The following is a 16,074-nucleotide window of genomic DNA, read 5'->3' on the forward strand; positions in this document are numbered from 1 at the left end:
TTGGCCCCAGCCCTGCCGCCTGCCCCTGCGAAGGCAGGGGGCCGTGACTTCGGCGAGTCTGAAAGTTAGCGCTGCGCGCTAATTTCAGCCGCCTGCGTCAGTCATCCACCGGGTCCGTCGCTGTCTGCACCCCCTGCACAACAGTCCTGGCCCCGCCCACAATATCCAGCCCGCGCGTACATCCGCTGGCTCCACCAGCACCGACCGCCGAGCAGCTGCCGGTCCCGGTCGCCACCGCCCGGCCGCTCGCCAAAGCCGTGCGGTTCTCGCCAACCTGATCCTGCCGGGCAATCGTCGCCGCCCGCTCCTGCTCGCGCAGTTCCTTCGGAATGCGATAGCGCTCTTCCTCGGGGCGCCGGGCGCAGACGATGATTTCATCCGGGTTGGAGGCGACGGGACAGGCGTCGTTGCCGAACACCACCACCGTCCGCGAACGATAGCTATCCTGCGCGAAGGCCGGAACCTCCATCGCCATGAAGGCCAGCGGCGCCATCGCCATCAGCCCTGCTGCCGCCCACTGCATCGCCCAACTCCTCACCATCGGTATAGCCGCACAAAAACCCTAACCGGAATGAACCGGGGCTGACCTTTGCGCAAGCCTCAGCCGAACTTCTGCTTCAGGTCCAGCATCGCCAGCGCCGCAGCAACCGCTTCGCCTGCCTTGTTCTTGCGCGCCGGATCGGCCCGAACCAGCGCCTGCTCCTCATTCTCCACCGTGAGGATGCCGTTGCCGATGGGCAATCCATCCAGGGTCAACGCCATGATGGCGCGTGCGCTTTCGTTGGAGACAACTTCGAAATGGTAGGTCTCGCCGCGGATCACACAGCCCAGCGCCACATAGGCGTCATAGCGCCCGGATTCGGCGGCCAGCGCGACGGCAGCCGGGATTTCCAGCGCGCCGGGCACCTCCACCAGATCATGATGATGGCCGGCGGCCTCGATCGCGGCACGGGCGCCGGCGAGCTGCAGGTCATAGATATGGCGATAGAAACCGGCGCCGACGATCAGGACTTTGGCCATGTTCAGCTTTCAGTTGGGATTTCAGCTCTGCAGCGGCCGCTCGCCGATGACTTTCAGGCCATAGCCCTCCAGCCCGACATAGGAACGATGCGAGGTGGTGAGAAGCTCCATCTCGGTGACTCCGAGATCGACAAGGATCTGCGCCCCCACGCCATAGTCGCGCACGGTGAAGGGCTCGCCCTGGCCCTTCGCCTTCATCTGCTGCGAAATGGCATCGGGCCGGGCGTCGCGGATCACGATCAGGATGCCGGCGCCTTCGCCGGAAATCGCCTCCATCGCCCGCTGGATCAGCCCGGAACGACCGCCCGCTTCGGCGAAGAGATCGGTGAACATCGATTGCACATGCACGCGCACCAGCACCGGCTTGTCGGCGGTGATGCGCCCCTTTTGCAGCACGATATGCTCGGCATAGTCGGCGGTGTTGGCATAGGTCATCGCCGTCCAGCGGCCGCCGATCTCGCTTTCCACCTCCACCTCGGCGATCTTCTGCACCAGATGATCGTGGCGCATCCGATAGGCGATGAGGTCGCGGATGGTGCCGATCTTCATTCCGTGCTGCTTCGCAAACGGGATCAGGTCTTCGAGGCGGGCCATGGTGCCATCCTCGTTCATGATCTCGCAGATCACGCCGGAGGGATTGAGCCCGGCAAGGCGCGAGACATCGACGGCGGCCTCGGTGTGGCCGGCGCGCACCAGCACTCCGCCATCGCGGGCAACCAGCGGAAAGACATGGCCGGGTGTAACGATCTGCTCGGCCCCTTTCGAGGCGTCGATGGCGACGGCGACGGTGCGGGCGCGGTCAGCCGCGGAAATGCCGGTGGTGACGCCCTCCTTCGCCTCGATGGAGACGGTGAAGGCGGTTTCATGCCGGGTGCGGTTGGATTGCGACATCAGCGGCAGGCCCAGCTGCTCGACGCGGGAGCGGGTGAGCGACAGGCAGATCAGGCCGCGGCCATGGGTGGCCATGAAGTTGATCGCGTCTGGCGTTGCCATCTGGCCGGGAATGATGAGGTCGCCCTCATTCTCCCGGTCCTCGTCGTCGACGAGGATATACATGCGGCCGTTGCGCGCCTCGGCGATGATCTCCTCGATCGGCACCAGCGGGCTGGGGCCGGAGCCGTTGAGCAGCGACTCCAGCTTGGAGAGCGTATCCGCCGTCGGGTTCCAGCCGGGCTGGTCCAGATCGCGAAGCGTGTTGGCATGAAGGCCGGCGGCCTTGGCAAGGCCCGAGCGGGAGAGCCCGGTGTCGGCCAGATGGTCGCGGATGCGGTCAAGGAGTTGCTGTGCCATTTCGGCGGTTTCTCACATCACAATGTGAGAAACAAGCTGTGAATCACATCAGGCTGTGCGCGCCTGCTGCATCCGATCCAGATAGCGCGCCAGCACATCGATTTCGAGGTTCACCTCATCGCCTGCCTTCGACGATCCCAGCGTGGTGTTCTGGGCGGTATGCGGGATGATGTTCAGATGGAAAATGGCATCGCCGCCGGGCTGGTCTTCCACCCCGTTCACCGTGAGCGAAATGCCGTCGACGGAAATCGAGCCCTTGGGCGCGATCATCGGCGCCAGCGCCGCCGGTGCGCGGATGGCGATATGGGTGGAACCATCGACAGCATCCATCGCCTCGATCCGCCCCACGCCGTCGACGTGGCCGGTAACGATATGCCCGCCAAGCTCGTCGCCAACCTTCAGCGAGCGTTCCAGGTTCAGGCGCGCGCCCGCAGCCCAATGGGCGGAGGCCGTGCGGCTGACAGTTTCGCCGGAAATATCGACCGAAAAGCTGTCGGCGGATTTTGATGTGACCGTCAGGCAAACGCCCGAGCAGGCAATCGAAGCCCCCAGCGCCACGCCGGAAAGATCATAGCCGGTGCGGATGACTGCCCGCAGATCTTCGCCGGGACGTTGCTGGATTTCCGCGATTTCGCCGATGTCGGTGATGATTCCGGTGAACATGGGGGAGGGCCTAGCCTGTGAACCGATAGACCTCAAGCTGGTCGATTCCGAGGGCGCGCCGCTCTTCGGTTTCCCACCATCCGTGGGTGTCGGCGAGCGTTGCCGGGTTCAGACCTTCCAGGCCTATCCCGTGGCCGATCAGGATGGGCGCACGGAGGATGACGAGCCGGTCGACGCGGTTGGCGGCGAGGAGGCTGGAGGCCAGGGCGCCGCCGCCTTCGCAGAGGATGCGGTTTACGCCTCGTTCGGTGGCGAAGCTGTCGAGGGCTTCGAGGGTTGGGATGGCATGGAAGCCCGCCGGTACTTGGCCGCTGGTGAGGATGGCGCGGAGCGGTTGCGGGGAGGTGCTGCCGGGGAGGCGGTTGGTGAGTGCCGGGGCGTCGCCGCGCAGCGTGCCGCCGCCGACTATCACAAGATCGGATTCGGCGCGGAGCTGGTGGGCGTAGAAGCGGGCGGGTTCGCCGGTGATCCACTGGCTGCGGCCGTCCGCCATGGCGAGGCGACCGTCGAGCGACAGGGCCAGTTTCAGGGTGAGTTCGGGGCGGCCTTTGGCGAGGCGGGCGGTGAAGCCTGCGAGTTCGCGTTTTGCTTCAGCGGTCAGGACGTTTTCGGTGACTTCGATGCCGGCGGCGTTGAGGCGGGCGATTCCCTTACCGGTGGTGCGGGGATCCGGGTCTTCCATCGCCACCACGCAGCGGGCGATTCCTGCGGCTATCAGGGTGTCGGCGCAGGCCGGGCCGCGGGGGCTTTCGTGGGCGCAGGGTTCCAGCGTTACATAGGCTGTGGCGCCGGTCGCATCGATTGCTGCGAGTGCCGTGGCTTCGGCGTGGGGGCGGCCGCCGTCCTGGGTCCAGCCCCGGCCGATTACCCGGCCATCCTTTACCAGCAGGCAGCCGACATTGGGGTTGGCGCCGGTTCGGCCCCGGCCCCGGCGGGCTAGCGCAAGCGCTGCCGCCATCCAGCGGGCATCGTCCGTCAGCTTGAGGCCTGCTGGGCTGCTTTGCGTTCGGCCTCCAGGGCGCGCTGGCGGGCCTGTTGCGCTTCATAGGCGCGGTTGTTGGCCTCGACCCGGGCGCGCAATTCGTCCATTCGTTCCTCGCGGTCGGCGATCGCGTCGGCGGAGGTGCGGGTGCCCTTCCAGCTTTCCATGTAGATGATGCGTTCGGGGATGCTGATGCCGCTGTCCATGGCGATCAGGAAGGCGCTGACGATGGCCGCGCCCATGCCGATGGAGCCCAGGGCGAAGAGTTTCTTGTACAGCGGCTGGGCGCGGAAGCGTCGGTAGAGGTTGGGTTGCGGTTCGTTCCAGCTGAAGCCGTCGGCCATTTCCAGCTCGCGCTTCATCAGGATGGCGCGGCGGCGGGCGTCGTCGTCTTCGCTGAGCTCCTGTTTGGCGAAGGGGCTGGGGAGGTTGACCTGCTTGGGCTTCTTGATGGGCATGCGTGACTCCGGCGGGTGCGTCAGACCCGCATCGGCATCAGCACGTAGAGCGCTTCTGAATCCTCGCTCTCGCGGATGAGGGTGGGGGCGGCTGCATCTGCCATATGGACTTCGACCAGGTCGCCTTCAACCTGGCCGAGGATATCGAGCAGGTAGCGGCTGTTGAAGCCGACGTCGAAGCCGGCGGCGGCATAGTCAGCGGGGACATCCTCGCTGGCGGTGCCGTTTTCCGGGCTGGTGACGGAGAGCGTGACCCGATCGCGATCGAGGCTGAGCTTGACGGCGCGGGTCTTTTCGCTGGCGATGGCCGTCACGCGGTCGACGCCCTCTGCGAGCGTTGCCGGATCGATCTTCAGCAGCTTGTCGTTGGCGGTGGGGATCACGCGGCTGTAATCGGGGAAGGTGCCGTCGATCAGCTTGGAGGTGAGGACGGCCTGGCCGACGGCGAAGCGGATCTTCGACTGGCTGAGGCGGATTTCGACGTCGCCGCCGCGCTCGTCGAGGAGCTTGCGGACTTCGGCCACGCATTTCCGGGGGACGATGATGTCGGGCATGCCGTCTGCGCCTTCGGGCAGCGGGATTTCGACGCGGGCGAGGCGGTGGCCGTCTGTCGCGACGGCGCGGAGCGTGCCGCCGGGGGCGCCTTGCGCGCCCTGGGCGGGGGCGTGGAAGAAGATGCCGTTCAGATAGTAACGGGTTTCTTCGGTGGAGATGGCGAAGCGGGTTTTATCGATCAAGGTCACCAGCGTTTCGGCGGGGAGGCTGAAGCGGACGGGGAGGTCGCTTTCGCCGATGACCGGGAAATCCTCACGCGGGAGGGTCTGCAGCTGGAAGCGGGCGCGGCCGGCGGTGACGGCCATCTTGGCGCCGGTGGCATCGAGGGTGACCTGTGCGCCATCCGGGATCTTGCGGACGATATCGAACAGGGTGTGGGCGGAAACCGTGGTGGCGCCGGCCATTTCGACGGTGGCGGGGGCCTCCTCCACGATCTGGAGATCCAGATCGGTCGCCATCAGCTTCATCGACTGGCCGTCTGCCGAAATCAGCACGTTGGAGAGGATCGGAATGGTGTTCCGCCGCTCTACCACGGATTGCACATGGCCAAGCGCCTTCAGCAGTGTGGCGCGTTCGACGACCAATTTCATGCGTACCAGATTCCTCGGACGAGAGTTGTTTGCGGTATCTCTATACAGGAGCGCGGGGGGACGGGAAGCGGGGATTCTTGGGGCGAAGGCGGAGGCGGGATTTTCGCGGACATGCGCGGATTGTTCCACGTGGAACAATCCTATTTCGTTTTGTTTCAGCGAGTTGGGCGAAATCCGTGTTGGAGATTTCCTTCGGCTGAGCTGGAATTGGAGCGCGCGGGGGATTTGCCGGGCGCGTTTTCACCCTTTTCGAAGCTGTGGCGCGGTTTTGCGGGCGCGGGGCGGAAGCTGCGTTCGGCGGGGAAGGGTGGCCGGTTGGAGAGTTGCCGGGGCAAAGTTCCCAAACTTCCCACCGTGTCGTGCGTACGGGTGCGCGCGCGTAGTGGGGAAGCTGTGTGTAGGACAGGGAATTTTTGGCGTGGGGTTGGCGGTGCATGTTGCGGGTTTTGGCATGGGGTGGGCGTGTAGGACAGGGGTTGTACTCAGTTGCTTGGGATATCTGACTCCGCCGACCTAGGGTCAAAACCCAATCAAGAACTCGCCCTTCCACAATTCGAGAATTCCGAGGAACCGTCCAAGACACAGGCATGTGCATTAACGAATGCACACATTCATGCCTGTGTTCGACTTGGAGGGTGCATATATGATGATCCGCCTCCGAATATAGTCGGATTGCCTGCCATTTCTCTTGCCAAGTCGACTGATCACAGATCATTACCCGTTAACGCTATGAAAGGCAGCAGGGGGGAAATGGTATGCCTTTGGAGAATGTGACTATTGGGCGAGTGTGCCTTCACGAAGTTCACCGTCGACCCGACGCGGGGCCGCAAATTAGGCCTAGCTATGGTCGCGGCCTCCTAGAACTCAACGACAACGCAATGGCGGCCTTCAGGAGTCGCGTCGTTGCCGCCTTCAAGACCAATGCCCAATGCATGGACATGTCCATCCGTGAGCATGGTGCTGGTAGCGCTATTGAACTGGGCGCCGCCATCGTCGGCGTTCCCGGGCATGACTTTGCGCAACGCTCACAGGTCTTTGCCGATGCGTTAGCAAATGCCCAGACGTCACGGCAGATACCGGGCGGCCTAATGGTTGTATTCGATGGCACTCTTGGAAATCCGGCCACGACATTCTTCGGCTTAATGAAGGCAGAACTTCACGAGGGCTTCATCAAAACGAATGATCTTCAGGCCCAATTTGTCAATGACTTGTTTCTAAGTCCAAAAACCAAGCTTTATAAAATCGGACTTTTTGTAAGCGACGGCGTTAATCCTCGCCCAGCACTGCCCGGCGGGTGGCGCGCTGTGGTTTACGACAGTGCTATGACGGCTTCGCAGCGCGACAACGCGGCCACATACTTCTACAGCAACTTTTTGGGACTCGACATCCCGCGGAACGCTGCTCAGCAAGTAAAGAAGTTTTTTGAAGAGACGAAGTCATTTATCAAGGGGGCTAACCTTCCACCAAATGAGAAGGTCGACCTCTACAATGGATTGTATTCCTACCTGAAACTAGATCGTGGCAATACGATTCAGACTTCGGTGTTCGCACAAACATATATGCAGGGTGACCTGTCCGACGATTATTTGCAGCACATGCGCCAGCTCCGGTTTCCAACGGAGGCTATTGCCAAGGATATAGGAGAACTCACCGGGGTCCTCAAATGGCGTAAGCTGCGGTTTCCAAGAGCGATCACTTTGGTCGGTCCCCCTGATGCCGTCCGCGATCTGGTCACCGTCGATACCGTTGATGGTGAAAGGGGAGCAAAATGGACTCAGATTACTATCCGAGGTGAGCTGCAGAGTCAGGAATGAGTAAGGAATCGGACTTCCTTGACCGCTGGTCGGCCGAGAGGGCGTTTCACCTTGCGTGGGGGAATTGCATCTCGTCTGAGATACAGCATCGCCTTGCACCGATCATTGCGCCTATGGAGTTAAGCTATTTTCTTCGGACAGCTGTTTCACCTAGGGTGAAGGAAAATCAAAAACTTATTGAGAAAGCCTTCTACCGCAGAAAGGGCTATGCAGACCCATACGGCGACATCACCGATAAGGTTGGCACTCGTTTCGTCGTGCTGCTGGGCAGCGACATCCGCAAGGTGGAGCAGGCTCTCACTTCAATCGAAGGCTGGACTTTATCAAAGGATCGTGATTATGAGGCGGAACAAAAACAGAACCCTCTAAAATTTGACTATGCTGCTGTACATTTTGTGGTTCGATCTAAAGAAGATGTCGAGTGGAATGGTGTCAAAATTCCCTCGAATACGCCATGCGAAGTCCAAATTAAGACGCTTTTGCAGCACGCCTATAGCGAACTGACTCACGACACTATCTACAAACCGCAAATTGAAGCCACGCACCACATGCATCGCAACGCTGCTAAGGCGATGGCGCTGTTGGAGGCTACAAATGATTACTTTGAGAAGGTTTCAGCCGAGGTCAAATCGGCACTCACTTCTGTTCGAAGTATGACTTCCGCGCTTTCGGACATATATCGAGATAAAATCGGTCTTGAACCGCAGCCTACGATTCTGGAGGGATTGCTTCTCGGTGCGTACGAGAACTTCGTTACTGATAATTATGTTGCTGATTTAGATGCCTTCCTCGAAGAAAAGACGTTCATCGCAGAGAGAATTAAGGCCCGCATCGCGGAGCAGAACCCCATCTTCTCGCAGCCTTCGGTGCTTTTGGTATACTTTGCGGCCAGCCGCTCCGCCCGCCGGGCCTTAGACGCTTGGCCTCTTACAGAAGGTGAAATGGAACCTCTCCTCAATGATCTTGGCGAGAGCACAAATTAAAGGTCTAAGAATTTGGCTCCGGTAATAAATGATCGCCTAGTTTCGATCTACCCAGACCGAGCTTCAACAAACTGTAGACCTCGATGCATTTAGTTTGAACCGGGCAACGCGGTGGTGGTCACACTCAATCCATGAGGGTGCAGGGAAATCATTTCCCTGCCGGGGGTGCAGGGGGGGCGCCCCCTGCTGGGTTGGCGTTATCGATGCGGGTTCGGTTTGGCGTTGAGGTTCGACCCAGCCCCGGCCCCTCCCTGCCCGGGAGGGGAGGGGAGGTTTTTGTGGGTTAGCCTAGCTGTAGGGCCACTGCTGTGGCTTCGCCGCCGCCTATGCAGAGGCTGGCTATGCCTTTGCCGCCGCCGCGTTTCTGGAGGGCGTGGATCAGGGTGACGAGGATGCGGGCGCCGGAGGCTCCGATTGGGTGGCCGAGCGCTGTTGCGCCGCCGTTTACGTTTACTTTCGCGTGGGCGATGCCGAGTTCCTGCATGGCTACCATCGTGACTACGGCGAAGGCTTCGTTGATCTCGAAGAGGTCGACGCTGTCGGTGGTCCAGTTGAGGCGGGTGAGCAGTTTCTGGATGGCGGGGACGGGGGCGGTGGTGAAGAGGGCGGGTTTTTGCGCGTGGACGCTGTGGCCGAGGATTGTTGCCATGGGGGTTAGGCCGCGGGCTTCGGCGGTTTCGCGGCGCATCAGGATCAGGGCTGCGGCGCCATCCGAGATGGAGCTGGCGTTGGCGGCGGTGACGGTGCCGTCTGGCGAGAAGGCGGGTTTCAGGCCGGGGATCTTTTCCGGGCGGGCCTTGCCGGGTTGTTCGTCGATCGTGACTTCGACGCCGCCTTTTGCACCCTTGATGGCAACGGGGGTGATTTCGGTGGCGAAGCTGCCGTTGGCGATGGCGGACTGGGCGCGGGAGAGGCTTTCGAGGGCGTAGGCGTCCTGTGCCTCGCGGGTGAACTGGTAGGCGCGGGCGGTCTCGTCGGCGAAGGTGCCCATGGCGCGGCCGGGTTCGTAGGCGTCTTCGAGGCCGTCGAGGAACATATGGTCCATGACGCGGCCGTGGCCCATGCGGTAGCCGCTGCGGGCCTTTGGCAGGAGGTAGGGGGCGTTGGTCATGCTCTCCATGCCGCCGGCGGCGATGATGTCGGCGCTGCCCGCCTTCAGGGCGTCGTGGGCGTCCATCACGGCCTTCATGCCGGAGCCGCACATCTTGTTGAGGGTGACGGCGGCGGTGCCGAGATCGAGGCCGGCCTTGAGGGCTGCCTGACGGGCGGGAGCCTGGCCGAGACCGGCGGGGAGGACGCAGCCCATGACGACCTGCTCGACGTCGGTGGGGGCGAGGTTGGCGTCGGCTACGGCGGCCTTGAGGGCGGCGGCGCCGAGATCGGTGGCGGCGACGTCTTTCAGGTCGCCCTGGAAGCCGCCCATGGCGGTGCGGCGGGCGGAGACGATGACGATATCGGCAGGAGAGGTCATTTCAGGAGCTTTCGTGCTGGATTGAGAGAGAGGTGGCGAAGGGCGTGGGAGCCGGTGGGGTTGGGCTTGAAGCCCTCCACGCGGCGGGAAACCAGTGACCAGCCGATGGGCTGGACGAGCCCGATGGCGGCGCCATCCTCTGCCCAGAGTTTCTCGGCGGCTGCAAGGGCGGAGAGGCGGGCGCTGCGGGTGGGGGCCTTCCAGCTGTCGGCGACGAGCTTGTCGGCCTCTGGCAGGCAGACGCCGTGGCGGTTGCGGTTGCAGAGGTTGGGGAGGAGGAAGGGGAGGGGGCTGTCTATCGGGGTGTCGCGGCGGATGAGGGCGAGATCGAAATCGCCGGCGGCGACGGCCTTGCGGTGGCTGGCGGGATCGCGGCGGGCGAGTTTCAGATCTATGCCGATGGCGGCGAAATCGGCGGCGACGGGTTCGAGAAGGCGGGTGTCGGCCGGGCTGTCGGTGACGGCGACGGTGAGCGAGAGGCGCTGGGCGAGGGTGTCGGCCTCGGCCTCCATCAGCAGGCGGCGGGCCTGTTCCTGGCGGGCGACGAAGGGGAGCGCGCTCCATTCGGGTTGGGGTGGCTGGTAGCCGGCGATGTTGGCGGGGGAGAGGGCGCGGATGGGGGCGGCGGCCTGGGTGCCGAAGAAGCTCTGGCCGAGGGCCTGGCGGTTCAGCGCGAGTTGCAGGGCGAGGCGGACCTGCCTGTTGTCGAGCGGGGGGCGCTTGTGGTTGACGAGGAGGAGGAGGGCGGCGCGGGGTTGTTCGAGGAGCAGCTCGTCGCGGCGGGCGGTGACGCGGGCGGTGCCGAGGCCTTCGATGCCGCCGCCGAGCACGAGGTCGCTTTCGCCGCGGTTGAAGCGCTGGATGGCGGCTTCGGCGGAGAGGGGGCGGACGGTGGCGGCGTTGAGGGCGACGAGATCGGCGGCGAAATATTCCGGGTTGCGGCGCAGGCGGATGGCGGCCTTGTCGGTTTCGGGGAGGACCTGCGCGCGCTCGCCGCTTTGGGGCACGGGTTCGGGGCCGGCGAGGAAGGCGCCGGCGGTTTCGCGGGTGCCGCGGCGGCGGATGGAGAGCTGGGGCAGGGCGAGGAGCTCGAGGATTTCGGGCTGCGGGGTGGAGAGGCGGATCTCGATGACGTTTTCGAGGGGGGCGTTGACCTCGGTTACGCCGGCGAGGAGGTCGCGCGCGGCGGGGCCGGCCTGGCCGCTGCGGGCGCGCTGGATGGAGGAGACGGCGTCTGCGGCGGTGACGTCGCGGCCGCCGACGAAATGCGCGGGGCGGAGGCGGAAGACGATGGAGAGGCCATCGTCGGAGACGCGCCAGCTCTGGGCGAGGCCGGGGACGAGCTGGCCGTCGCTGTCGCGGGCGGTGAGGCCGGCGGAGACTGCCTCTGCGACGAGGGCGCGGCCGGCGGTTTCTCCCACGGCATCGACCGCGAGCGGCGGCTCTTCGGCGGTGCCGGGCCTGCAGCCGGCCAGCAGGGCGGCTGCCACAAGTACGCCGTAGGGCAGGCCGTATGGCAGGGGGCGGGCGAAGCGCATGGGGTTTCGTTTGCCCAAACAAAGCTTGCTGGCAAGCTCCAAAGGGGCTGGTATGGATGCGGCATGACGCGAGTTTCCAACGACATCTCCGGTTTGGTGGGCGGTACGCCGCTGGTCCGGTTGAAGGGGCCCTCCGAGCGGACGGGCTGTGACATCTTCGGCAAATGCGAGTTCATGAACCCGGGCGGATCGGTGAAGGATCGCGCGGCGCTGTGGATCATCCGCGATGCGGAGGAATCGGGGGCGCTGAAGCCGGGCGGGACGATCGTGGAGGGGACGGCGGGCAATACCGGCATCGGGCTTGCGGTGATCGGCGGGGCGCTGGGGTATCGGACCATCATCGTGATGCCGGAGACGCAGAGCCGGGAGAAGAAGGATGCGCTGCGGGCGCTGGGGGCCGAGCTGGTGCTGGTGCCGGCGACTTCCTATGCGAATCCGGGCCATTATGTGCACACCTCGCGGCGGCTTGCCGAGGAGACGCTGGGGGCGGTGTGGGCGAACCAGTTCGACAATATCGCCAACCGGCTGGCGCATATCAAATCCACCGCGCCGGAAATCTGGGAGGGGCTGGAAGGCAAGGTGGACGGCTTCATCTGTGCAGCCGGCACCGGCGGAACCGTGGCCGGAGTGGGGCTGGGGCTGAAGGAATATAATCCGGATATCACCATTGCGCTGGCCGACCCGGACGGGGCTTCGCTCTATAGCTGGTTTACCCATGGCGAGCTGAAGGCCGAGGGAAACAGCGTGGCCGAGGGCATTGGCCAGAGCCGGGTGACCGCGAATCTGGAGGGTGCGCCAATTGACCGCGCCTTTCGCATCAGCGACGCCGAGGCGATGCCGATCCTGTTCGAGCTGATGCAGCGCGACGGGCTGCACCTGGGGCTTTCGAGCGCGATCAATGTGGCGGGTGCAGAACGGCTTGCAGCGGAAATGGGCCCGGGCAAGCGAATCGTTACCATTTTGTGCGACAGCGGCAGCCGCTATCTGTCGACGATCTGGAATCCGGAGTGGCTGCAGCAGAAGGGGCTGCCGGTTCCGGCCTGGCGGGAATAATCAGGGGTAGCGACGGTAATGGCATAAGAACTGCCAATTTTTCCCTCGACATTTTGTTTGAGTGTGCCTAAATTGTCGCAATGGATCGTATCCGAGCAGGCCTGACAGGTCTCGGCGTCGTGTTCCTCATCACGGCAGCAGCCTCGCTGCTGTTTGCCCCCTCGCCTGCAGACAAGGCGGCGGTGGCGCAGGTGAAGGAACCCGGTGAGCCGCTTTCACAATTGGGCGTAGCCCCCAACAGCGAGAAGGAATCGGCGCAGGCGCCGGCTCCGCCAGCCGCCGTGCCCGTGCAACCCGAGCAGCCGCCTGCCTCCGAAAGCCCTGTGAATGGAACCGGTGCGCAATCGGGACAGTTCGCCGGAAGCAGCCAGCCGGTCGAAATCTGAATCTGCGACATCCGGCGCTGCGACATCTGACCCGGCGAGATCTCATAACGTGAACAGCAGGCACCTTGTGCTGGCGCTGCTGCTGGCGCCGATGCTGGCGTTCGGCGTCTGGCTTGGGGTCGACCGATTGCAGTCGCGGGCGGTTCTGCCCGGCCTGGATGCCGATGCGGTGCGCCGTATCGAGCTGTCGCGCGGGGACGAGAAGCTGGTTCTGGTGCGGCGCGGTGACGCGTGGGTCGTCGCCTCTGCCGCCGATGCGCCGGGCGACGCGCGCAAGATCGCCGCCGCGCTGCATCGCCTTCAATCGCTGCGCGGAAAGCCGATCGGCGGCACCCCGGTGCAAGCCCGCATGCCGCTGGAAATCCGGCTGCAGACGGGCGACGGGGAGAAGGCGGCCGCCTTCTGGCCGGGCGAAGGGCGGCTGCTGCCCGATGGCGAGCGGCTGGCGCTGGCCCAGACGCCGGCGCTGCCGTTGTGGCCGTCGGCCTGGTCGGATCTGGCGCCGCCGCGCATCGATCCAGCCGGTGTCGCTTCGGTGGCGCGCCTGACGGCGGAAGGGGTGCAGCCGCTGGGCGCCGATGCGGCGGTGGTCGTGGCGAAGATCCTCAACGATCTGTCCGCCACCGGCTTTGTCGCTGGCTCGGGCGTCGACTGGGGCGGGGCGAAACTGCTCCGCGTGACCTTCGTGGACGGCTCTGCACTGGATCTGCAGCAGGTGCCGGACGGGGACGGGCGATATTATCTTCGCCTGGCCTCCGAGGATCGCGCCGATGTGCGCGCCGTGCGCCGCTTTGCCTTCCGGGTGGTGGAACCGCTGCCTTAGGCCGAGCTGCGGCCGGACCGTGCGGGCTGCCCCGGTTCCTCGGGCAATTGCAGGGAAGGAGGATTCCATCCGGCCGCCCGTTGCTGTAGCTGTTGCCCCGCATTTTTCCCCCAAACTTATCCACAGTTGTTTGCATTTTTTCTGTCAGAATTCGGGTTTCAGAAAATCTTTCATTTTCAATAATTTGCGACGAACGAACCGAAACAGACCATAAAATCCCATTGAATACCCATGAAAGCCCATGCTATCCCTTTTCCACAGGGTTGGTGTGCGGCCAGCCGTTCTTCTGGAAGCCCCCTCAGCCTCCCCGGAACCGCCCCCGCAGACACCAGTCCCTGATGAGGGGATGGTACAATTCGCGCTTATTTTTCAGGGATCTATGTGAACGGGGTCGATGCCAAAAATCGGCTGTCCGTTCCTGCGCCCCTGCGCGAGACCATCGAAACGCGCAGCCAGCAGAAGGCGCTGGTGCTGAGTCCCGCCGAGCATTCCCCCTGCCTCGTCGGCTATGACGTCAGCTATTTCGACCGCATCGACGCCCGCATCGAGACGGAATTTTCCGGCGACTTCGGGCCGGGGCGCGGGCAGAAGTCGCGCGCGCTGTATGCGATGACCGAGCAGCTTCGCTATGACGATACCGGGCGTATCGTGCTGTCGCCGACGATGCGCGACATGGGAGAGCTGGGCGGAACGGCGCTGCTGATGGGCGCCGGCGACTATTTCGAGATCTGGCAGCCGGAGCTGTTCCTGACGCAGGACGGCCTCGATCCGCGCATGGTGCGGACGGTGAAGTCCCTGCTGGCGGCGCGGCCGCAATGACCGCGCTGTCGCACATCCCGGTGATGCTGGACGAGGTGATCGCCGCGCTCGCGCTGCAGCCGGGCGAGCAGTATGTCGACGGCACCTTTGGCGGCGGCGGCTATGCCGCGGCGGCGCTGGCGACGGGTGCGCGGGTGACGGGGTTCGATCAGGATCCGCGCGCGATTGCCCGCGCCGGGCCGATGGTGCAGGCGGCGGACGGGCGGCTGACGCTGGTGAACCGGCGCTTTTCCGAAATGGCGGCCGAACTGGGCGAGGCGTCTGCCGATGCGGTGGCGCTGGATCTGGGCTTTTCCTCGCTGCAGATGGACGACCCGGCCTATGGGCTGAGCTTTCAGGCCGAGGGGCCGCTGGACATGCGGCTTTCGGGCAGCGGCGAGACGGCGGCGGATTTCCTGAACACGGCATCCGAAGGCGAGATTGCCGATGTGCTGTTTCACTATGGCGAGGAGCCGGCGGCCCGCCGGATCGCGCGCGCCATCGTGGCCGACCGGCCGTTTGCGACGACGACCGAGCTGGCGGCGATGATCCGCCGGGTGGTGAAGGCGGGCGACAAGAGTGGCCGGGGGGACCAGAAGCGCGATCCGGCGACCCGCAGCTTTCAGGCGATCCGCATTCGCGTGAACGACGAGCTGGGCGAGCTGGAGCGCGGGCTGGTGGCGGCGGAAGCCGTGCTGAAGCCGGGCGGCCGGCTGGCTGTCGTCAGCTTTCACAGCCTGGAGGACCGGATCGTGAAGCGCTTCCTGGCGGAGCGTTCGGGCAGCCTGCCCTCCGGCTCGCGGCATCTGCCGCAGGTGGAGGCGGGCGTCGAGCCGAGCTTTGAGCGGCCGGCGAAGGCGGAGCGGCCGGGCGAGGCGGAAGTGCGGGCCAATCCGCGGGCGCGATCGGCGACATTGCGGGTGGCGCGGCGCAGCCGGGCTGCCGCGTGGGGCAACAGGAACAACGGGTCGACAGACAGCAGCGGCAGACAGGGGGAGAGCGGGCAATGGCAAGGCTGATGCGGGCTTCCGATGGGGGCGCGGATTATGGCTGGGGCAATGCATCCAGCCGCGATGCCGGGCGGCGGACCTGGGCGGCGACGGCCTGGCTGCTGGCGGGGACGCTGGTGGTGGCGGTGACGAGCTATAGCCTTTCCCTGAAGGTGGCGAACGAGCGGCGCGAGGCCGAGCGGATGGCGCGGGTGAATGTGAGCCTGGCCTCTGACCTGAAGGCGATGGACGCCGAGCTGCGCGTGCGGATGCGGATGCCGCAGCTGCAGCGCTGGAACGATACGGTGCTGGGCATGGTGCCGATTTCGGCCACGCAGTATCTGAGCAATTCGGTGCAGCTGGCCGACTATGGCAAGCCGCCGGAGATGGCGCAGCAGCCGAGCGTGCAGCTGGCGGTGCGCGATATGGCGCCGGCCGCGCCGCGCGCGGTTGCGCCGCTGCTGGTGAAGGCGGAGCTGTCGCCGGCGCCCGTGCCCGAGCGCGCGGCCGTTGCCGTTCAGAGGGTTAGCATGCCGGTGGCGGCAGCGCCGGTGCAGGCGGCTCCGGCGGGGATTGCACGGCCCGTCGCAGCGGCGCCGGATGACCTGATGAAACAGGTTGAAATGACCTTCGGTTCCGCCGATGGCGCCAACCACTAGTC

At 64.6% G+C, this 16,074-nt stretch carries 17 protein-coding genes; 8 read left to right on the forward strand and 9 right to left on the reverse strand.

Annotation, left to right across the window (positions count from 1 at the left end):
- Positions 1 to 97 precede the first annotated feature (97 nt).
- The 7 genes from IM784_RS06690 to dnaN form a co-directional block, all read right to left on the reverse strand.
- Positions 98 to 523, reverse strand: a complete 426-nt coding sequence (locus IM784_RS06690) for a hypothetical protein (protein ID WP_199554509.1) — start codon at positions 521 to 523, stop codon at positions 98 to 100.
- 77 nt (positions 524 to 600) lie between these two features.
- Positions 601 to 1,020, reverse strand: coding sequence for a 6,7-dimethyl-8-ribityllumazine synthase (locus IM784_RS06695; protein ID WP_199554510.1), 420 nt, complete (start codon positions 1,018 to 1,020; stop codon positions 601 to 603).
- 21 nt (positions 1,021 to 1,041) lie between these two features.
- Positions 1,042 to 2,310, reverse strand: coding sequence for a 3,4-dihydroxy-2-butanone-4-phosphate synthase (ribB, locus tag IM784_RS06700; RefSeq protein WP_199554511.1), 1,269 nt, complete (start codon positions 2,308 to 2,310; stop codon positions 1,042 to 1,044).
- Between the two features lie 48 nt (positions 2,311 to 2,358).
- A complete protein-coding gene (locus tag IM784_RS06705) occupies positions 2,359 to 2,973 on the reverse strand; it encodes a riboflavin synthase (RefSeq protein WP_199554512.1) in 615 nt (204 codons plus the stop codon).
- 10 nt (positions 2,974 to 2,983) lie between these two features.
- Positions 2,984 to 3,952, reverse strand: a complete 969-nt coding sequence (gene ribD / locus IM784_RS06710; protein WP_268920824.1) for a bifunctional diaminohydroxyphosphoribosylaminopyrimidine deaminase/5-amino-6-(5-phosphoribosylamino)uracil reductase RibD — start codon at positions 3,950 to 3,952, stop codon at positions 2,984 to 2,986.
- Entirely contained in the window at positions 3,949 to 4,413 is a 465-nt protein-coding gene (locus IM784_RS06715; protein WP_199554514.1) for a hypothetical protein, read from the reverse strand. The genes ribD and IM784_RS06715 overlap by 4 nt, the downstream gene beginning before the upstream one ends.
- A 20-nt stretch (positions 4,414 to 4,433) precedes the next feature.
- The gene (gene dnaN / locus IM784_RS06720) at positions 4,434 to 5,558 is read right to left on the reverse strand and encodes a DNA polymerase III subunit beta (protein ID WP_199554515.1); all 1,125 of its coding nucleotides are present in this window, start codon (positions 5,556 to 5,558) and stop codon (positions 4,434 to 4,436) included.
- A 938-nt stretch (positions 5,559 to 6,496) separates the two neighbouring features.
- Between dnaN and IM784_RS06725 the strand changes: the two genes are divergently transcribed.
- Both IM784_RS06725 and IM784_RS06730 read left to right on the forward strand, forming a co-directional pair.
- Positions 6,497 to 7,372: a nucleoid-associated protein gene (locus IM784_RS06725; RefSeq protein ID WP_199554516.1), complete on the forward strand. Its 876-nt coding sequence runs from the start codon at positions 6,497 to 6,499 to the stop codon at positions 7,370 to 7,372.
- 113 nt (positions 7,373 to 7,485) lie between these two features.
- Entirely contained in the window at positions 7,486 to 8,355 is an 870-nt protein-coding gene (locus tag IM784_RS06730; RefSeq protein ID WP_199554517.1) for a GTP pyrophosphokinase, read from the forward strand.
- A gap of 283 nt (positions 8,356 to 8,638) precedes the next feature.
- On the opposite strand, the gene IM784_RS06735 is transcribed toward IM784_RS06730, so the two are convergent.
- Positions 8,639 to 9,826 (reverse strand): acetyl-CoA C-acyltransferase, encoded by a 1,188-nt coding sequence (locus IM784_RS06735; RefSeq protein ID WP_199554518.1) that lies wholly within the window; start codon positions 9,824 to 9,826, stop codon positions 8,639 to 8,641.
- A complete protein-coding gene (locus IM784_RS06740) occupies positions 9,823 to 11,364 on the reverse strand; it encodes an ABC transporter substrate-binding protein (RefSeq protein WP_199554519.1) in 1,542 nt (513 codons plus the stop codon). Before IM784_RS06740 ends, IM784_RS06735 begins: the two co-directional genes overlap by 4 nt.
- Positions 11,365 to 11,427: 63 nt before the next feature.
- Here IM784_RS06740 and IM784_RS06745 point away from each other — a divergent pair, with 63 nt between their 5' ends.
- The 6 genes from IM784_RS06745 to IM784_RS06770 all read left to right on the forward strand — a co-directional run bounded on the left by IM784_RS06745 (position 11,428) and on the right by IM784_RS06770 (position 16,072).
- Positions 11,428 to 12,417, forward strand: a complete 990-nt coding sequence (locus IM784_RS06745) for a cysteine synthase A (RefSeq protein WP_199554520.1) — start codon at positions 11,428 to 11,430, stop codon at positions 12,415 to 12,417.
- Positions 12,418 to 12,497: 80 nt separating this feature from the next.
- Positions 12,498 to 12,803: a hypothetical protein gene (locus IM784_RS06750; RefSeq protein ID WP_199554521.1), complete on the forward strand. Its 306-nt coding sequence runs from the start codon at positions 12,498 to 12,500 to the stop codon at positions 12,801 to 12,803.
- Positions 12,804 to 12,852: 49 nt separating this feature from the next.
- On the forward strand, positions 12,853 to 13,626 hold the full coding sequence (locus tag IM784_RS06755) for a hypothetical protein (RefSeq protein WP_199554522.1): 774 nt from the start codon (positions 12,853 to 12,855) through the stop codon (positions 13,624 to 13,626).
- Between the two features lie 381 nt (positions 13,627 to 14,007).
- Positions 14,008 to 14,445, forward strand: coding sequence for a division/cell wall cluster transcriptional repressor MraZ (locus IM784_RS17600; protein WP_199554523.1), 438 nt, complete (start codon positions 14,008 to 14,010; stop codon positions 14,443 to 14,445).
- Positions 14,442 to 15,443: a 16S rRNA (cytosine(1402)-N(4))-methyltransferase RsmH gene (rsmH, locus tag IM784_RS06765; protein ID WP_199554524.1), complete on the forward strand. Its 1,002-nt coding sequence runs from the start codon at positions 14,442 to 14,444 to the stop codon at positions 15,441 to 15,443. The genes IM784_RS17600 and rsmH overlap by 4 nt, the downstream gene beginning before the upstream one ends.
- Positions 15,431 to 16,072, forward strand: a complete 642-nt coding sequence (locus tag IM784_RS06770) for a hypothetical protein (RefSeq protein WP_199554525.1) — start codon at positions 15,431 to 15,433, stop codon at positions 16,070 to 16,072. Before rsmH ends, IM784_RS06770 begins: the two co-directional genes overlap by 13 nt.
- The last annotated feature ends 2 nt before the right edge of the window (positions 16,073 to 16,074 follow it).

It is taken from the genome of Sandaracinobacteroides hominis, from assembly GCF_016464365.1.
Taxonomy (GTDB): domain Bacteria; phylum Pseudomonadota; class Alphaproteobacteria; order Sphingomonadales; family Sphingomonadaceae; genus Sandaracinobacteroides; species Sandaracinobacteroides hominis.

Coding starts and splice junctions, on each gene's coding strand:
- IM784_RS06690 (WP_199554509.1), bottom strand. CDS start 523: ATGCAGTGGGCGGCAGCAGGGCTGATGGCGATGGCGCCGCTGGCCTTC.
- IM784_RS06695 (WP_199554510.1), bottom strand. CDS start 1,020: ATGGCCAAAGTCCTGATCGTCGGCGCCGGTTTCTATCGCCATATCTAT.
- ribB (WP_199554511.1), bottom strand. CDS start 2,310: ATGGCACAGCAACTCCTTGACCGCATCCGCGACCATCTGGCCGACACC.
- IM784_RS06705 (WP_199554512.1), bottom strand. CDS start 2,973: ATGTTCACCGGAATCATCACCGACATCGGCGAAATCGCGGAAATCCAG.
- IM784_RS06715 (WP_199554514.1), bottom strand. CDS start 4,413: ATGCCCATCAAGAAGCCCAAGCAGGTCAACCTCCCCAGCCCCTTCGCC.
- dnaN (WP_199554515.1), bottom strand. CDS start 5,558: ATGAAATTGGTCGTCGAACGCGCCACACTGCTGAAGGCGCTTGGCCAT.
- IM784_RS06725 (WP_199554516.1), top strand. CDS start 6,497: ATGTCCATCCGTGAGCATGGTGCTGGTAGCGCTATTGAACTGGGCGCC.
- IM784_RS06730 (WP_199554517.1), top strand. CDS start 7,486: ATGGAGTTAAGCTATTTTCTTCGGACAGCTGTTTCACCTAGGGTGAAG.
- IM784_RS06735 (WP_199554518.1), bottom strand. CDS start 9,826: ATGACCTCTCCTGCCGATATCGTCATCGTCTCCGCCCGCCGCACCGCC.
- IM784_RS06740 (WP_199554519.1), bottom strand. CDS start 11,364: ATGCGCTTCGCCCGCCCCCTGCCATACGGCCTGCCCTACGGCGTACTT.
- IM784_RS06745 (WP_199554520.1), top strand. CDS start 11,428: ATGACGCGAGTTTCCAACGACATCTCCGGTTTGGTGGGCGGTACGCCG.
- IM784_RS06750 (WP_199554521.1), top strand. CDS start 12,498: ATGGATCGTATCCGAGCAGGCCTGACAGGTCTCGGCGTCGTGTTCCTC.
- rsmH (WP_199554524.1), top strand. CDS start 14,442: ATGACCGCGCTGTCGCACATCCCGGTGATGCTGGACGAGGTGATCGCC.
- IM784_RS06770 (WP_199554525.1), top strand. CDS start 15,431: ATGGCAAGGCTGATGCGGGCTTCCGATGGGGGCGCGGATTATGGCTGG.